Source organism: Micromonospora ureilytica, assembly GCF_015751765.1.
Taxonomy (GTDB): domain Bacteria; phylum Actinomycetota; class Actinomycetes; order Mycobacteriales; family Micromonosporaceae; genus Micromonospora; species Micromonospora ureilytica.
In genome coordinates this window covers 3,748,006-3,763,849 of the sequence record NZ_JADOTX010000001.1, presented here as the reverse complement: position 1 = coordinate 3,763,849, position 15,844 = coordinate 3,748,006, and the positions used below count along the sequence as shown (strand labels likewise).

The following is a 15,844-nucleotide window of genomic DNA, read 5'->3' as shown; positions in this document are numbered from 1 at the left end:
GGACATGCCACTGCAACAGGGACGAAATGGTCAACTACCAGGCTGTGAGCAGCCTGCCGGCCGCTCTTTTGCCGGCCCGCCGAGCGGAGGGACAGACATGTTGCTGCGAGTTCGGGTCACCCTGCCGGACCGTCCGGGCACCCTCGGCCAGGTCGCCCGCACGTTGGGCGTCTCCGGGGCGGACATCGTCCAGGTGGTGGTCCTCGAACGGCTCGGCGGGCGCGCGGTGGACGACTTCACTGTCGTCTGGCCGGGCGCGGCGCGGGTGGAGCGGCTGCTGGCCGGCCTCGCGGCGATACCCGGGGTGCGGGTGGACGGTGTGTGGCGGGCGATCGGCGCGCCCACCACCACCGGCCAGGACGCGGAGCTGCTGGCCCAGGTCGCGGCCAACCCGGCCGACGGGTTGGCCACCCTGGTCGACGCGGTGCCCGGGTTGTTGGCCGCCGACTGGGCCGTCGCGGCAGTGGTGCCGGTCGACTGGGCCTCGCGGACCGGGGGTGGCGGGGCGACAGTGGGGCACGCGAGCTGGCGTGCCCCCGTACCCCCGCGGTTGCCGGAGGTGACCCCGCTGCGCGGTCGGTCGACGACCACGCCCGACGGCACCCACCATGCGATCGCCCCGTTCGGCCGGGCGGGCCTGGTGCTGGTGGTGGCCCGGGAATACAGCGACACCCTCTGCGCCGCCAACTTCCACAGCACCGAGGTCGACCGGCTCACCCAGCTCGTCCGAGCCTGCGCGGTGATCCTCGGTGACCGACTCGATCTCGTCGGCGCGCCGCCGGTGGTCGCCGGCCCCTGAGCGGCCCGAGGAGTTCCCTGGTCGACACCACCGGGCAACCGGGCGGCAACAGGCCGGGGTGAGGCTCTTACCGGGGAAGGGAGCCAACCATGACGTTGTGGCGGATCCGAGCGACGGTGGACGACCGGCCGGGTTACCTGTCGGTGCTCACGGCGAGCCTCGCGCTGCGCGGGGTCAACATCCTCACCGTGCAGGTGCAGCCCACCGAGCGGGGCGCTGTGGACGACTTCCTGGTCGACGCGCCGGACGCGCTCGACGAGGCCGAGCTGATCGCCGCCGTCGAGCGGGGTCGGGGCCGGGACTGCTGGGTGACGCGCAGCGAGGCGCGTGGCCTGGCCGACCAGCCCACCCGGGTGCTCGGGCTGGCCAACCGGCTGGTCCGTGACCCGGACGGGACGGGCGAGGCGTTGCGGACCCTGCTCGCTGCCGACGTCGTCAGCTGGCGACCAGCGCAGGTCGGCGTCGAACGCGGGATCACCGGGGCCAGCATGTTGCTGGCCGATCCGGCGGGCGGTTCGTTCGCGCTGCGCCGGGCCGCGCCCGACTTCACCCCGGCGGAGTACGCGCGGGCGCAGGCCCTGGTGGAACTGGCCGCCACCGTGGCGCGCCGGGCCGCCGAACAGGTCACAGTGGTGCTGCCCGACGGCGCGGAGGTGGCCGTCCGGCCGGCCAACGCCCACGACCTGTCCGGCGTCGTGGAGCTGCACGAGGCGTGCGCGCCGCGCAGCCGGCAGCGGCGTTATCTGGGCGGGGCGGCGTTGCCGCAGCCGGCCCGACTGCGTCGGCTGCTGGAGCCGAGCCGAGGGTTGACGCTGATCGCCACCAGCACCGGCTCCGACGGCACTGCCGAGTCGGTGGTCGCCATGGCGAACCTGCTCGGCGAGGGCGACGAGGCCGAGGTGGCGCTGCTGGTGCGTGACGACTGGCAGCGGCGCGGGCTCGGCTCGGCGTTGCTGCGCCGGCTGGTTCGGCATGCCGACCGGTCCGGGTACGCGGCGCTGGTGCTGCACGTCCAGGCCAGCAACGACCCGATGCTGCGCACACTGCGCCGACTGGACCGGCCGAGCGTTGTCGAGCGCGACGGTGCCCTGCTCACCGTCGCCGTGCCACTCGCCGTCCCCGCTGCGGCGGAAAGAACGGGCACTGTGCTGACGCCCCGGGCGTAGCGAGGGTCCCGCCCTCCAGGAGACACCCCGACCACCGAACGGTTCGAAGGCGCTTCCCAATCGCCGGCCGGCCCATTACATTGTCGGTTATCCATGGGAGCGCTTCCACGGCCCGTGGGTCACACCGCCACCCCCGCTGTCGCCGGTGGCCGTGCCGCCCGTACGCCGTCCCGCGTCGGTGCGACCGCCGGCGGCGCCTCCGACAGGAGCCCGCCATGCGCCACCTGACCCGGCCGTTCAGCGGCCAGCCTGGCCGGTCACCGGCCGCCGACCAGCCCTGGCCGCGGCGGCTGCTGACCATCGGCGTCGCGCTGCTCACCGGCGCGTCCCTCGCGGTGACCGCGCCACCGTCCGGGCCCGCCTCCGCCGCGCCGGCGGCGACCTACAACTACGCCGAGGCGTTGCAGAAGTCGCTGCTCTTCTACGAGGCGCAGCAGTCCGGTCGACTGCCCGACTGGAACCGGGTCTCCTGGCGCGGAGACAGCGCGCTCACCGACGGCGCCAGCGCGGGTGTGGACCTCACCGGCGGTTGGTACGACGCCGGGGACCATGTCAAGTTCGGCTTCCCGATGGCGTTCAGCGCCACAATGCTCGCCTGGGGAGCTGTCGAGTACCGCAGCGGCTACACCGCGTCCGGGCAACTGCCGCACCTGCTCAACAACCTGCGCTTCGTCAACGACTACTTCATCAAGGCGCACCCGTCGGCAAACGTCCTCTACGGACAGGTCGGCAAGGGCGACGACGACCACAAGTGGTGGGGTCCGGCCGAGGTGATGCAGATGGCGCGTCCCGCGTACAAGATCGATGCGAGCTGTGGCGGCGCGGACCTGGCCGGGGAGACGGCGGCGGCGATGGCCGCCTCCTCGATGGTGTTCCGGCCCACCGACGCGACCTACGCCGACAAGCTGCTCGGGCACGCCCGTCAGCTCTACACCTTCGCCGACACCGTGCGGAAGTCCTACCACGAGTGCATCACCGACGCCACGAGCTTCTACCGCTCCTGGAGCGGCTGGCAGGACGAGCTGGTGTGGGCCGCGATCTGGCTGCACCGGGCCACCGGCGAGGCCAGCTACCTGACCAAGGCCGAGAGTGAGTACGACAAGCTCGGCACCGAGAACCAGTCCACCACCCGCTCCTACAAGTGGACAATCGCCTGGGACAACAAGCAGTTCGGCGCGTACGTGCTGCTGGCCAACCTGACCGGCAAGCAGAAGTACGTCGACGACGCCAACCGGTGGCTGGACTACTGGACGGTCGGGGTGAACGGGCAGCGGGTTCCGTACTCGCCCGGCGGGATGGCGGTGCTCGACTCCTGGGGCGCGCTGCGTTACGCCGCGAACACCTCCTTCGCCGCGCTCGTCTACAGCGACAAGACCACCGACACCACCCGCAAGGCGCGCTACCACGACTTCGCCGTCCGGCAGATCAACTACGCGCTCGGTGACAACCCGCGCAACTCCAGCTACGTCATCGGGTTCGGCGCCAACTCGCCGAAGAACCCGCACCACCGCACCGCACACGGCTCCTGGTGGGACAGCCAGACCGTGCCCGTCGAGACCCGGCACACCCTCTACGGCGCGCTGGTCGGCGGCCCGTCCTCGGCCAACGACGCGTACAGCGACAGCCGGTCGGACTACGTGATGAACGAGGTGGCCACCGACTACAACGCCGGCTTCACGTCCGCGCTGGTCCGGCTGACCTCCGAGTACGGTGGCACACCGCTGGCGAACTTCCCGGTCGCCGAGACGCCGGACATCGACGAGCTGACAGTGGAGACCACTGTGACGCAGGCCGAACCTCGGGCCACCGGTCTCAAGGTGATGGTCTACAACAAGTCCGCGTTCCCGGCCCGCGCGCTGACCGACGGCCGGTTCCGGTACTACTTCCGGCCCGACGGCACCGGCCCGGTGCAGGTCACCGCCGGCTACACCCAGGGCTGCCCGTCCCCGACCACGGCCAAGCAGTTCAGCGGCGACATCTGGTACGTCGAGGTGGACTGCGCCGGGCACACCATCGCCCCGGCGGGCCAGTCGCAGCACCGGATGGAGGTCCAGTTCAAGATCGGTGTGCCGGAGGGCGGCACCTGGGACCCGACCAACGACCCGTCGTACCAGGCCACCGCCGGTCCCAACCGGAGGGTGCCGCTCTACTCCGGCGCCACCCGGGTCTGGGGCGAGGAGCCGGGCCCGGTCGTGCCGGACACCACCCCGCCGACCGTCCCCGGTACCCCGGTGGCGTCGCAGTTGACACCACGGTCAGTCACTCTGACCTGGGCGCCGTCCACGGACAGCGGCGGCAGCGGCCTCGCCGGGTACGACGTCCGCGAAATCCTGGTCGGCGGCGACACGGTGGTGAACCGGCCCGTCACCGGCACCACGCTCACCATCTCGACGCTGCTGCCCGCGCAGACGTACCAGTTCAGCGTCGTGGCCCGCGACGGTGCCGGCAACACCTCGGCCACCTCACCGGTGCTCAGCGTGACCACGCCACCGGCCGGCACCGCCGACACCACAGCGCCGAGCACACCCGGCACACCTGTCGCCTCGGCCGTCACCGCCACCGGGCTCACCCTGGCCTGGACCCCGTCGACCGACAACGTGGGCGTCACCGGTTACCGGGTCTACCGTGAGGCCGGCGCCACCGACGCGCTGGTCGGCTCCCCGACCGGCACCACCCAGGCGGTGTCCGGGTTGACCGCCTCAACGGCGTACCAGTTCTACGTGGTGGCCGTGGACGCGGCGGGCAACACCTCCGCGGCGTCCGCGCCGGTCGCGGTGACCACCGCGGCCCCGCCGGTCGGCGGCACCTGCTCGGTGGGGTACGCCACCACCGACTGGGGCTCCGGCTTCACCGCCAACGTGTCGATCACCAACACCGGCACCACCGCGATCAACGGCTGGTCGCTGCGGTTCTCCTTCGCCGCCGGGCAGAGCGTCAGCCAGGGCTGGTCGGCAGCGGTCAGCCAGACCGGTGCGGCGGTCACCGCCACGAACCTGTCCTACAACGGGACCATCGCGCCGGGCGCCTCGGTGAGCTTCGGCTTCAACGGCACCCACACCGGTTCCAACCCGAAACCGACAGCCTTCACCGTCAACAACACCACCTGCGCCATCGCCTGACCCGCACCACGACGAGATCTTGGACAGTTGCCGTTCCGCGCCGCGGACGGTAACTGTCCAAGATCTGTAAGCGGATACGCGGGATCTGGTGGCACGGACCGGGGATAACCTGTCGCGATTCGGGGCAAGCCGACCTCGTGGCGGAGTTGCTGACCGTCGGGCATGGCGCGGCCGACCGGGTGCGGCTGGGGGAACTGCTGACCAGAGCCGGGGTGGACCTGCTGGTGGACGTGCGGCGGTACCCGGCCAGCCGAGCCAACCCCGATGTCCACCGGGAGGAACTTGAGCGGTGGCTCCCCGAGTACGGGATCGACTACCGCTGGGAGCCCAACCTGGGTGGACGTCGGCACATCCCCGCAGGCGAGCCCGAGCCGGACACCTGGTGGAGAGTCGCCGCGTTCCGGGCGTACGCCGCGTACACCCGCACACCTGAGTTTGACGTGGCGCTGACCGGGGTGCTGGCCGACGCGGCCGGACGGACCACCGCGGTGATGTGCAGCGAGAGTCTCTGGTGGCGTTGTCACCGCCGGCTGATCGCGGACGTCACGGCCCTCGGTCGCGGGACGCCGGTGGCGCACCTCCTGCCGGACGGTCGGCTCAGCTCGCACCAGCCCGCCGAGGGTGCCCGCCAGCTCCCCGACGGGCACCTCTGCTGGGACGGCTGAGCCGCCCGCTCTCTACACCAGGTCGTCGGCGAGCAGGTCCATCAACAGGCCGTCGTGCCAGCGCCCGTCCGCGCCCCGCTCGTAACGGCGCAGCACCCCCACCGGGCGAAAACCAACCTTCGCGTACGCCCGGATGGCGGCGCTGTTGGCCGCGGCCGGGTCGATGGTGAAGCGGTGGTGGCCGTACTCGTCGATCAGGTGTCGGGCCAGGGTGCGGATGGCGTCACCGCCGAGGCCCGCGCCACGCTCCGCCGGGTCGAGGAAAACGTCCAGGCTGGCGTGCCGGTAGTCCGGGTCCGACTCGGCGTACCACTGGATCGCGCCGATCACCCGGCCGTCGTGCTCGATGGCGTAGACGTGCAGGTCGTCGTCGGCGAGGTCGGCGCGCACGGAATCGGCCAGGTCGTCGCCACCCCGCCACCACCGGCGTACCTCCGGGTCGGCCCGGATCGCCGCGAGGGCCGCCACGTCCGCGACCGTCGCCGGTCGCAGGGTCACCGCCCGCCCACGCAGCATCGGCTCAGCCCCGGATCTCGCCGTGCTCGACGCAGATCGCCGACCAGCCCACCGGCAGCACCTGCACCTTCATCCGACGGCGGCAGGAATGGCAGAACCGGGGCGGCTCCAACCGGCGGGCCGACGCGCAGCCCGGATGGGCGCCGTCGGTCTCCGGCTCACCGCACCTGTCGCACCACACCCGGGTCGTCGTCATGGTCGTCACAGCGTGGCAGAGAGAGCCTTGACCGGCATCTTCAGCTCGTCCAGCAGCTCCAGGTCGGCCGTCGCCGGTCGACCCAACGTGGTCAGGTAGTTGCCGACGATCACCGCGTTGATGCCGCCGAGCAGACCATCGCGGGTGCCAAGGTCACCGAGGGTGATCTCGCGACCACCGGCGTACCGCAGGATGGTGCGCGGCATGGCCAGCCGGAACGCGGCGATGGCCCGCAACGCGTCCTTGCCCTCCACCACCGGGCGGTCACCGAGCGGCGTGCCGGGGCGCGGGTTGAGGAAGTTGAGCGGGACCTCGTGCGGGTTCAACTCGGCGAGCTGCGCGGCGAACTCGGCCCGCTGCTCGACGGTCTCACCGAGGCCGAGGATGCCGCCGCAGCACACCTCCATGCCGGAGTCGCGAACCATCCGCAGCGTCTCCCAACGCTCCTCCCACGAGTGCGTGGTGACCACGTTGGGGAAGTACGACCGGCAGGTCTCCAGATTGTGGTTGTAACGGTGCACGCCCATGTCGACCAGGTCGTCGACCTGCTCCTTGGTGAGCATGCCCAGCGACGCGGCGACCTGGATATCGACAGCCGCCTTGATGGCGGCGACGCCCTCACGCATCTGCTTCATCAGCCGGGCGTCCGGGCCGCGTACCGCGGCGACGATGCAGAACTCGGTCGCCCCGGTCGCAGCGGTCTGCTTCGCCGCCTCGACCAGGGACGGGATGTCCAGCCAGACCGAGCGCACCGGCGAGGTGAAGAGACCCGACTGCGAGCAGAAGTGGCAGTCTTCCGGACAACCGCCGGTCTTGAGCGAGACGATCCCCTCGACCTCGACCTCCGGGCCGCACCAGCGCATCCGCACGTCGTGAGCGAGCTGGAGGGCGGCGGGTAGGTGCTCGTCGGGCAGGTTCAACACGGCGAGGACGCCGGCCTGATCGAGGCCGACACCGTCACCCAGGACCTGGGTCCGGGCCTGGTCGAGGATCTCTGGCATGGCTCGTACCCTACAAGGCCGTCCGATCAGCTGGAATGACCTGGCGGCCCGGTCGGCGCCCCGCACCGAGTGGATTCGTCGGACCGATGGTGGCGGGTGGTAATTTCGCCCGGCGGGTGTCGGGCTGACCGGCACGCACAGCGGGGGAGGGTGACGGTGGCGGACTGGCTGGCGGCGCTCGACCGCCGCGCCCAGCTGCGGGCGAAGGCCGGGCTCACCCGGCGACTGCATCCGCGTCCGGCCGATGATCAGATGATCGATCTGGCCGGCAACGACTACCTCGGCCTGGCCACCCACCCGGAGGTCACCGCCGCGGCCACAGCGGCCCTCTCGGCGTACGGGCTGGGGGCGACCGGGTCGCGCCTGGTGCGGGGCTCCACCGACGCGCACCGGGCGCTGGAGGAGGACCTGGCCCGCTGGCTGGGCACCAACGGCGCCCTGGTCTTCTCCTCCGGCTACCTGGCCAACCTCGGTGCGCTGCGGGCGCTCGTCCAACCTCGGACGCTGCTCGTCTCCGACGCGCACAACCACGCGTCGCTGATCGACGGCTGCCGCCTGTCCGGTGCGGAGACGGTGGTCACCCCGCACGCCGACGTCGACGCGGTAGCCGCCGCGCTCGCTGCCGCTCCGGGCCGCCCGGCGGTGGTGGTGACCGAGTCGGTCTTCTCGGTCGACGGTGACCTCGCCCCGCTGGCTCGGTTGCACGCGGTGGCCCGCCGCCACGGCGCGCTGCTGCTGGTCGACGACGCGCACGCGCTGGGCCTGACCGGCCCGGCCGGCGCGGGCGCGGTGGCGGCCGCCGGGCTGGCCGGCGAGCCGGACGTGGTGGTCACCGCCACCCTGTCCAAGGCGCTCGGTGGCGCCGGTGGCGTTGTCGCCGGCCCGGCCGAGTTCGTTCGGCACCTGGTCGAGACCGGGCGCACGTTCATCTTCGACACGGCACTGCCGCCGGCGGTCGCTGCCGGTGTGCACGCCGCGCTGCGGCTCGCCCAGGCCGGCGACGACATGCGCGCCGAGCTGTCCGACCGGGTGGGGCTGGCGGTTGGTCGACTGCGGTCGGCTGGGCTGACCGTCTCCACCCCGGACGCGGCGGTGATCTCGGTGACCGCCCCCGGGCCGGAGGCGGCGACCGCCTGGGCCGCGGACTGCCGGGACCGGGGCGTCGCGGTGGGCTGTTTCCGGCCACCATCCACCCCGGACAGCCGCTCCCGCCTGCGCCTCACGGTCAGCGCGGGGGTGCCCCGGGCGGCGTTCGAGCGGGCGCTGGACGTCATCGTGGACTGCGCCCCGTGAGCGCGAGGAGTGAGCCGGGTTTGCGAGCCCCGCAGTCGCGAACCGAGGTGACGCCGTGAGCGCGAGGAGTGAGCCGGGTTTGCGAGCCCCGCAGTCGCGAACCGAGGTGACGCTGTGACCGGGTGGGCGGGGCCGGTTCTGGTTACCGGGACGGACACCGAGGTCGGTAAGACGGTGGTGACCGCGGCGATCGCGGCCGCCGCGCAGGCTGCCGGGCTGCGGGTGGCGGTGGTCAAGCCGGGTCAGACCGGTACGGCCGGCGGTGAGCCGGGCGACGTGGACGCGGTGAACCGGCTGGCCGCGCCGCTGACCGGTCGGACCCTGGCCAGCTATCCGGATCCGCTCGCCCCGTTGGCTGCCGCGCGGGTCGCCGATCTGCCGCCGTTGGAGTTGTACGCGGCGGTGGACGCCGTGCGTGCGGAGGCCGACAAGCACGACCTCGTGTTGATCGAGGGCGCGGGTGGGTTGCTGGTTCCGATGGGGCTGCGGCCGTCGGGTGAGCCGTGGACGATGGCGGACCTGGCGGTGTCGCTGGGAGCGCCCGCGGTGGTGGTCACCCGAGCCGGGTTGGGCACGCTCAACCACACCGCGTTGACCCTGGAGGCGTTGGACCGTAGGGCGGTGCCGGCCGGTGTGGTGATCGGTGCCTGGCCGGCCCGGCCGGAGCTGGTGCACTGGACGAACCTCACCGACCTGGTGCCGAACCTGCTCGGCGCGCTGCCCGACGGCGCGGGCGCGATGGACCCGGGCGTGTTCCGGCGTTCCGCGCCGGGTTGGCTCACCCCGGCCCTGCACGGCGTGCTCGACGACTGGCGGGTCTGGGCCGAGGAGAGCGGCTGAACACCTGACTTTCGTCGGTGTCCGCGCAGGTCGGGCGTGGGTAGCCTGACCGCCGTGCGGATCCTCGACTCCCCGCCGCCGGGTTGGCTGCACCGGCGGCGTCGCCTGCTGCTGGACGTGCTGCTCTGGGCGGTGGTGGCCGCCCCGGTCGGTTACGCCGAGGCCAGCCCGCCCCATTCGCGGTACACGTTGCCGCTGTTGGTCGGCAAGCTGTTTGTGCTCGGTGCGGCGGTGGTGGCGAGTCGACGTCAGCCGTTGGTCGCCCTGGTGCTGGCGGTGCTCGGGTCGTTGGTCGATGGCAACTTCGTGTTCGCCATTCCGGTCTTCAGCTATCTCGCCGGGCGGCGTAGCGCCACAGTGGGTCCGGCGATCATGGTCTTCGTGCTGATCACGGCCGGTGGCACGGCGCTCAACCTGGGGCTGCTCGGCGCCGGCGCGGCCACCTGGTTCCTGCTCGCCTCGGTGCTGCTCTTCGCCGCGGTGTTCCCCTGGTTGGTCGGTCGGTATCGCCGCCAACAGCAGGAGTTGACCGACGCGGGTCGTCGGCACGTCGACGCGCTGACCCGCGAGCAGCGGGGTGCCGCCGAACGGATCCGGCTGCGGGAGCGGGCCCGGATCGCCGGGGAGATGCACGACTCGCTCGGTCACGACCTCAGCCTGATCGCGTTGCGCGCCGCCGCCCTGGAGGTCGCCGCCGACCTGGACGACCGGCACCGGGCCGCGGCGGGGGAGTTGCGGGCCAGCGTCTCCGCCGCCACCGAGCGACTGCACGAGATCATCGGGGTGCTCCGCGAGGAGGCGGGCGGGTCGCTGCGTCCGAGCGGGGAGACCGTGGCCGACCTGGTCGAGGGCGCCCGGGAGGCCGGCATGGCGGTACGGCTGGACGCCGCCCCGGCGGTCGCGGAGCTACCGGCGATGACCGGTCACGCGGCGCACCGGATCGTTCGGGAGGCGCTGACCAACGCGGCCCGGTACGCGCCGGGCGCCCCGGTCGACGTGCGCCTGAGCCGCGACGGTGACCGGGTCGAGGTGGCTGTCGTCAACGACGCTCCGTCGGCCGGACCGCTGCCCGCCCCGCCGTCGCAGGGCAGCGGGCTGCTCGCCCTCGCCGAGCGGGTCCGCCTTGCCGGCGGGACGCTCGACGCCGGCCACCGGGCCGACGGTGGGTTCACGGTGCGGGCGGTGTTGCCGGCCACCGCGGCACCGCCGGAGGCGATCGGGTCGGTGGCCGAGGGCGGGCTGACGTCATGGTCCGACGAGCGGCCCGGCGCGGTGGAGCGGCCGGTGGATGCCGAGCGGCGGCTGCACGACGCCCGCCGGCGGGTTCGGCGCAGCCTGCTGGTGGCGCTCGTCGCCCCGGTCGGTTTCGGCCTGGTGCTCTCGTTCGTCTACTACCCGGTGGCAACCGCCGGGACGGTGCTGGACCGGGCCACCTTCGACCAGATGCGCGTCGGCGCGGCCCGGTCGGAGCTGGTCGGGCTGCCCCGGCGGCAGTTGGAACGCTCCGCGGCGGTCGAGCGGGCCGGCTGCGAGTACTACACCGACGGTAACTTTCCCCTCGCCGCGCCGACCTGGCGGCTCTGTTTCACCGATGGCCGGCTGGTCAGCAAGGAGTGGATCGCCTAGTGGACACCGATACGACGGGGACACCACCGATCCGTGTGGTGCTGGCCGACGACGAGGCGATGATCCGGGCCGGAGTCCGGGCCATCCTCGCCAGCGATCCCGGCATCGAGGTGGTCGCCGAGGCCGGCGACGGGCACGCGGCGGTGGAGTTGGTCCGTGCCCACCGACCCCGGGTCGCGCTGCTGGACATCCGGATGCCGCGGCTGGACGGGTTGGCCGCCGCCGCCGAGATCCGGCGGGTCGTGCCGGACACCGCGACGATCATGTTGACCACGTTCGGCGAGGACGATCACGTGGCCCGGGCGCTCGGGCACGGCGCGAGCGGTTTCCTGCTCAAGGCCGGCGACCCGCGTGAGCTGATCGCCGGTGTGCACGCGGTCGCCGAGGGCGGGGCGTACCTGTCGCCGAGGGTGGCCCGCCGGGTGATCGAGCTGGGGGCGGACCGGATGGCCCGCCGGCCGGCAGCCCGGGACCGTGCGGCCGGGTTGACCGAGCGGGAACGGGAGGTGCTGGCCCTGGTCGGGGCGGGACTCTCCAACGCCGAGATCGCCCGTCGCCTGCACCTCGTGGAGGGCACCGTGAAGAGCTACCTGACGAGCATCTTCACCCGGCTTGATGTGCGCAACCGGGTGCAGGCGGCGATCCTCGCGTACGAGGCGGGGTTGGTCGACGGCTGAGCGGGGGCCGGGAAGCCCCCGCCCAGCTCGCACGTCCTAGGCGTCGCGGCGGCGCAGCGCGGCCCGGCCCAGCAGCAGCGCGGCGCCGGCCCACCCGGCGAGCAGGAGCAGCCCGACCAGAGGCGGGTACGGCTCGGTGTCGCCGGCCAGGAAGTGCCCGCCGGCCACGCCGGGGAACACGTCGGCGATTCGGTTCAGCACGTCGATGTCCGGCTCCTGGAGCGACAGCGGCACGATCATCAGGGTGGCGAGGAGGACGGTGAGCGTGAGCACCGCGCTGCGTAGCGCGGCGCCGAGGCCCAGGGCGAGCACGCCGATCAGCGCCAGGTACGCCGCCACCGCCACGATGTCGCCGATCGTGCCGGCGGCGGGGGCGCTGCCCCACTCGCCGAGCACCGGCCGGGCGACCAGGGCGCCGACCCCGCCGAGCAGCAGCCCGAGGACGAAGGTGACCGCACCGGCGACAGCGGCCTTGGCCAGCAGCACCCGACCGCGCGACGGGGTGCACTGCAACGTGGTCCGGATGGTGCCACTGGTGAACTCGGCGGTGATCGCGAGCAGGCCCAGCGCCAGCACCACGTACTGGGTCAGCTCGACCGAGTCGATCAGCACGCTGCCGACGGTGACGATCCCCCGGTCGTCGGTCGGGTCGTCGTTGGTGTTGTCGTTGGCGACGTAGATGGCCAGTTGGCCGGCGCTCGCGAACATCACCAGCAGCCCGGCCAGTGCGGTCCACCAGGTGCTCCGCACCGAGGAGAGCTTGGTCCACTCGGCGGCCACCGCCCCCCGGAAGGTGGCCGACGCACCGGTGGCCGGCGTGTTGGCGGGTCGGGTGCCCGCGTCGGTCTGCGTGCTCATCGTTGCCCACCCTCCGTCGGGCCGCCTGCGTACTCGACGCTGTCGGCGGTCAGCTCCATGAATGCCTGCTCCAGCGACGCGGCGTGTGCGCTCAGCTCGTGCAGACGTACCCCCAGCTCGTGGGCCAGGTCCCCGACCTGGTCCGCGGTGACGCCGGTGACGGTCAGCTCGTTCCGGTCGGCCGCGTCCACCGTCGCCCCGGCGGCGGTGAGGCGCGCGGCGAGCGCGGCCAGCCCGTCCGGGTGCGGGCTGCGGACCCGGACCGCGACCGTGCTGCGGGCGATCACCTCGCCGATCGGCGCGTCGGCGAGTAGTCGTCCCCGACCGATCACCACGAGTTGGTCGGCGGTGAGCTGCATCTCGCTCATCAGGTGGCTGGAGACGAAGACAGTCCGTCCCTCGTCGGCCAACGAGCGCGTCAGCTGCCGCACCCAGCGCACCCCGTCCGGGTCGAGGCCGTTCACCGGCTCGTCGAACATCAGCACCGGCGGGTCGCCGAGCAGCGCGCCGGCGATGCCGAGCCGTTGGCCCATGCCGAGGGAGAGCGTCCGCCCCGGCTTACCGGCGGCCCGCCCGTCCAGCCCGACGGTGTTCAGGACCTCGTCGACCCGGCGGGTCGGGATGCCGTTGCTGTGCGCCATGGCCCGCAGGTGCGCCCGGCCGGACCGGGCCGGGTGGATGGCCCGGGCGTCGAGCAGCGCGCCCACCTCGCGCAGCGGCCGGCGTAACTCCCGGTACGCGCGCCCGCCGACCAGTGCCTGCCCGGCGGTGGGACGGTCCAGTCCGAGGATCATCCGCATGGTGGTGGACTTGCCGGCGCCGTTGGGGCCGAGGAAGCCGGTGACCCGGCCGGGGGCGATGTCGACGGTCAGGGCGTCGACGGCGACGGTCGAGCCGAACCGTTTCGTCAGCCCACGTAATGTGATCATGCGCTGACGCTAGGCGAGCGACCTGCCGCCCCGCCCCGCCCGAACGGCACCACCCACCCCTGACTTTCGTCAGGTCGGTGGCGGGATGATCACTGCACGTACTGCTCCAGCAGTGCCGGGGTGAGCCCAGCCCGGTGGATCGCCTTCAACGCCGCGAGAAGGTCGTCCATCAGCGCCGGTCGGAAGTGCATGAGCAGCACGTCGCCGGGCTGGACCACCTTCTCCGGGGTCTGGTAGCGCACCTTCCCCTCGTGGACCGTCTCCGTCCAGTGGAACACCGCCTTCGCGCCGCAGTCGTGCGCGGCCTTCAGCGTGGTGCTGTCATGCTCGCCGAACGGTGGCCGGAACAGGGTGGGCCGCTTGCCGAACAGCCCCTCCAGCCTGTCGGCGGCGCCGCAGATCTCCTGCTTCTGGTAGTCGTACGACCTGCCGGCCAGCGAGTTGTGCGAGATGGTGTGGTTCTCCACGACCCCGCCCACCGCCTCGATCTGCCGGAAGTAGTCGGTGTGCTCCGCCGCCGCCGGCGAGTTGAGGAACATCGTCACCGGGATGCGCGCCTCCCAGATGAAGTCGATCACTCCCGGCGGGCGGGCCAGACCACCGTCGTCGATGGTGATGAAGGCGACCTTCTGGTCGGTCGGCAGGCGATGCCAGAACGCCGCCGAACCGGTGGTGGGCAGCGCCACCGGTTGCGGCTGCGGTGCCTCGGGAAACGTCGGCACCTGGGACACGTACCAGGCCAGGCTCTTGAATGCCGGTTTCGCGGTCGCTGACGGCGAGGCCGAGGGGGTCGGCGCCGAGGCGGACGGAGTCGGCTGGGCCACGGTGACCTGCCGAGCGTGTGCCGGGTGACTGGGACCGACTGTGCAGGCAGTCAACGCCAGCAGGGCCAGAAGCGTTACGACGGCAGGGATCCGACGGGTGGGGATGGCTGACACGCCCGGAAACATACCGAGCTGATGTCAGGATCCGGTCAGCCCGGTGTCCCGGTGCAGCGGCGGACCACGAACGCGTCCGGCATCCGGAAGGTGAGATTGTTCGGGCACCAGGGCGGGCGGAGCACCGTCACCCCGTCCAGCAGCGGCGCGGTCTCGGCCACCACCACGGCCGCCTCCATGCGGGCCAGCACGTCCCCGACGCAGCGGTGTGCGCCCGCCCCGAACGCCAGGTGTCGGCGTGATCCAGGCTGGCCCGGACGGAACTCGTCCGGCGACTCCACGACCGCCGGGTCCCGACCGGCGCGGCCCAGCCACAGCACGAGGCTGCTGCCCGCCGGCACCGCCGTGCCACCGAGCGTGCTCTCCGTCGTCGCCACCCGCCGCCAGGTGACGATCGGTGGTTCCAGCCGCAGTCCCTCCTCCACCACGTCGGCCACCGCGATCTCGCCGGTGCGCAGGCCGGCCCGTACCGCGTGCTCGCCGGCCAGCCGGTGCAGCAGCAGGGTGAGGAACTGCGAGGTGGTCTCCTGCCCGGCGACCAACAGGAAGAAGAGCGCGCCGACCACCACGTCCGGCGGGTGCCCGGCCGCGCGCAGTTCGGCGGCCAACCCGCCACCGACGGCCGCGAAGTCACGCAGTACGCGGTGGAACCGGCCCACCTCGGCGGCGAGCGCCACCTGCCGGTCGGCGTCCAGTGGTGCCCAGAACAACTCCAGCGCGGCGCGGGCGAAGTCCTTGACGGCGCCGACCGGCGCGTCCGGCAACTCCACCAGCCGGGCCAACACCAGCAGGGGCAGGTCGGCGGCGAGGTCCGCGTACAGGTCGACCGGCGCACCGGTGTCGAGCGTGGCACCGATCCGGGCGACCCGGTCCCGGACCAGCTCGGTGAGCCATTGCCGCTGCGCGGCGACCCGGGCGGGATGCAACGCCTCCGCGACGATCGCCCGGATCTGCGGATGGCTGACACCCGAGTTGTTCGCCAGGGTCGGTGGCAGCCGGAACCGGTGCCCGGCGAGCACCCGCAGCGCGGTCACCGGCATCGGTGTCACAGCGTCCAGCGCGTTGTCCGGCCGGTAGGTGACCGGGTCGGCGAGGACCTGACGGACCAGCGCGTGCCGGGTCACGACCAGGTGGGTGCCGCCGACGTGGTCCGGCACCCGGGCCACGTCCGGCCATGCGGGGTCGGCAACCTGCGCCCAGCTGCGGAACAGCACCCGGACA

The 15,844-nt window shown here is 72.7% G+C and carries 15 protein-coding genes; 8 read left to right on the top strand and 7 right to left on the bottom strand.

What is annotated here, in order from left to right:
* The first annotated feature begins 97 nt into the window (after nucleotides 1-97).
* The 4 genes from IW248_RS16900 (at nucleotide 98) to IW248_RS16885 (ending at nucleotide 5,749) form a co-directional block, all read left to right on the top strand.
* Nucleotides 98-799, top strand: a complete 702-nt coding sequence (locus IW248_RS16900) for an ACT domain-containing protein (protein ID WP_124819844.1) — start codon at nucleotides 98-100, stop codon at nucleotides 797-799.
* A gap of 89 nt (nucleotides 800-888) precedes the next feature.
* Nucleotides 889-1,965, top strand: coding sequence for a GNAT family N-acetyltransferase (locus IW248_RS16895; RefSeq protein WP_196927772.1), 1,077 nt, complete (start codon nucleotides 889-891; stop codon nucleotides 1,963-1,965).
* Nucleotides 1,966-2,180: 215 nt separating this feature from the next.
* The gene (locus IW248_RS16890) at nucleotides 2,181-5,084 is read left to right on the top strand and encodes a glycoside hydrolase family 9 protein (RefSeq protein ID WP_231396336.1); all 2,904 of its coding nucleotides are present in this window, start codon (nucleotides 2,181-2,183) and stop codon (nucleotides 5,082-5,084) included.
* A 137-nt stretch (nucleotides 5,085-5,221) separates the two neighbouring features.
* Entirely contained in the window at nucleotides 5,222-5,749 is a 528-nt protein-coding gene (locus IW248_RS16885; protein ID WP_196927771.1) for a DUF488 domain-containing protein, read from the top strand.
* A gap of 12 nt (nucleotides 5,750-5,761) precedes the next feature.
* On the opposite strand, the gene IW248_RS16880 is transcribed toward IW248_RS16885, so the two are convergent.
* Genes IW248_RS16880 through bioB form a run of 3 tightly spaced genes read right to left on the bottom strand, consistent with a single transcriptional unit; the run spans nucleotide 5,762 to nucleotide 7,462 of the window.
* On the bottom strand, nucleotides 5,762-6,265 hold the full coding sequence (locus IW248_RS16880; RefSeq protein ID WP_196927770.1) for a GNAT family N-acetyltransferase: 504 nt from the start codon (nucleotides 6,263-6,265) through the stop codon (nucleotides 5,762-5,764).
* Between the two features lie 4 nt (nucleotides 6,266-6,269).
* The gene (gene bsaP, locus IW248_RS16875) at nucleotides 6,270-6,461 is read right to left on the bottom strand and encodes a biotin synthase auxiliary protein BsaP (protein ID WP_124819841.1); all 192 of its coding nucleotides are present in this window, start codon (nucleotides 6,459-6,461) and stop codon (nucleotides 6,270-6,272) included.
* 5 nt (nucleotides 6,462-6,466) lie between these two features.
* On the bottom strand, nucleotides 6,467-7,462 hold the full coding sequence (gene bioB / locus IW248_RS16870; protein WP_196927769.1) for a biotin synthase BioB: 996 nt from the start codon (nucleotides 7,460-7,462) through the stop codon (nucleotides 6,467-6,469).
* Nucleotides 7,463-7,618: 156 nt separating this feature from the next.
* On the opposite strand from bioB, the gene IW248_RS16865 reads away from it, so the two are divergent.
* The 4 genes from IW248_RS16865 to IW248_RS16850 all read left to right on the top strand — a co-directional run bounded on the left by IW248_RS16865 (nucleotide 7,619) and on the right by IW248_RS16850 (nucleotide 11,898).
* The gene (locus tag IW248_RS16865) at nucleotides 7,619-8,755 is read left to right on the top strand and encodes an 8-amino-7-oxononanoate synthase (RefSeq protein ID WP_196927768.1); all 1,137 of its coding nucleotides are present in this window, start codon (nucleotides 7,619-7,621) and stop codon (nucleotides 8,753-8,755) included.
* A gap of 114 nt (nucleotides 8,756-8,869) precedes the next feature.
* Nucleotides 8,870-9,595 carry a dethiobiotin synthase gene (gene bioD / locus IW248_RS16860; protein ID WP_124819838.1) on the top strand — a complete coding sequence of 242 codons (726 nt, stop codon included), beginning with the start codon at nucleotides 8,870-8,872 and terminating at the stop codon, nucleotides 9,593-9,595.
* A gap of 54 nt (nucleotides 9,596-9,649) precedes the next feature.
* Nucleotides 9,650-11,221 carry a sensor histidine kinase gene (locus IW248_RS16855; RefSeq protein ID WP_307788009.1) on the top strand — a complete coding sequence of 524 codons (1,572 nt, stop codon included), beginning with the start codon at nucleotides 9,650-9,652 and terminating at the stop codon, nucleotides 11,219-11,221.
* Nucleotides 11,221-11,898, top strand: a complete 678-nt coding sequence (locus tag IW248_RS16850; protein WP_196927766.1) for a response regulator transcription factor — start codon at nucleotides 11,221-11,223, stop codon at nucleotides 11,896-11,898. Before IW248_RS16855 ends, IW248_RS16850 begins: the two co-directional genes overlap by 1 nt.
* Nucleotides 11,899-11,934: 36 nt before the next feature.
* Here IW248_RS16850 and IW248_RS16845 read toward each other — a convergent pair whose 3' ends face one another.
* From IW248_RS16845 to IW248_RS16830, 4 genes are all read right to left on the bottom strand, one after another.
* Nucleotides 11,935-12,756, bottom strand: coding sequence for an ABC transporter permease (locus tag IW248_RS16845; protein ID WP_196927765.1), 822 nt, complete (start codon nucleotides 12,754-12,756; stop codon nucleotides 11,935-11,937).
* Nucleotides 12,753-13,685 (bottom strand): ATP-binding cassette domain-containing protein, encoded by a 933-nt coding sequence (locus IW248_RS16840; protein ID WP_196927764.1) that lies wholly within the window; start codon nucleotides 13,683-13,685, stop codon nucleotides 12,753-12,755. Before IW248_RS16840 ends, IW248_RS16845 begins: the two co-directional genes overlap by 4 nt.
* A gap of 89 nt (nucleotides 13,686-13,774) precedes the next feature.
* Nucleotides 13,775-14,623: a polysaccharide deacetylase family protein gene (locus IW248_RS16835; RefSeq protein WP_307788007.1), complete on the bottom strand. Its 849-nt coding sequence runs from the start codon at nucleotides 14,621-14,623 to the stop codon at nucleotides 13,775-13,777.
* A gap of 35 nt (nucleotides 14,624-14,658) precedes the next feature.
* Complete coding sequence (locus IW248_RS16830; protein WP_196927762.1) at nucleotides 14,659-15,837, bottom strand: cytochrome P450; 1,179 nt, start codon at nucleotides 15,835-15,837, stop codon at nucleotides 14,659-14,661.
* Nucleotides 15,838-15,844 lie beyond the last annotated feature (7 nt).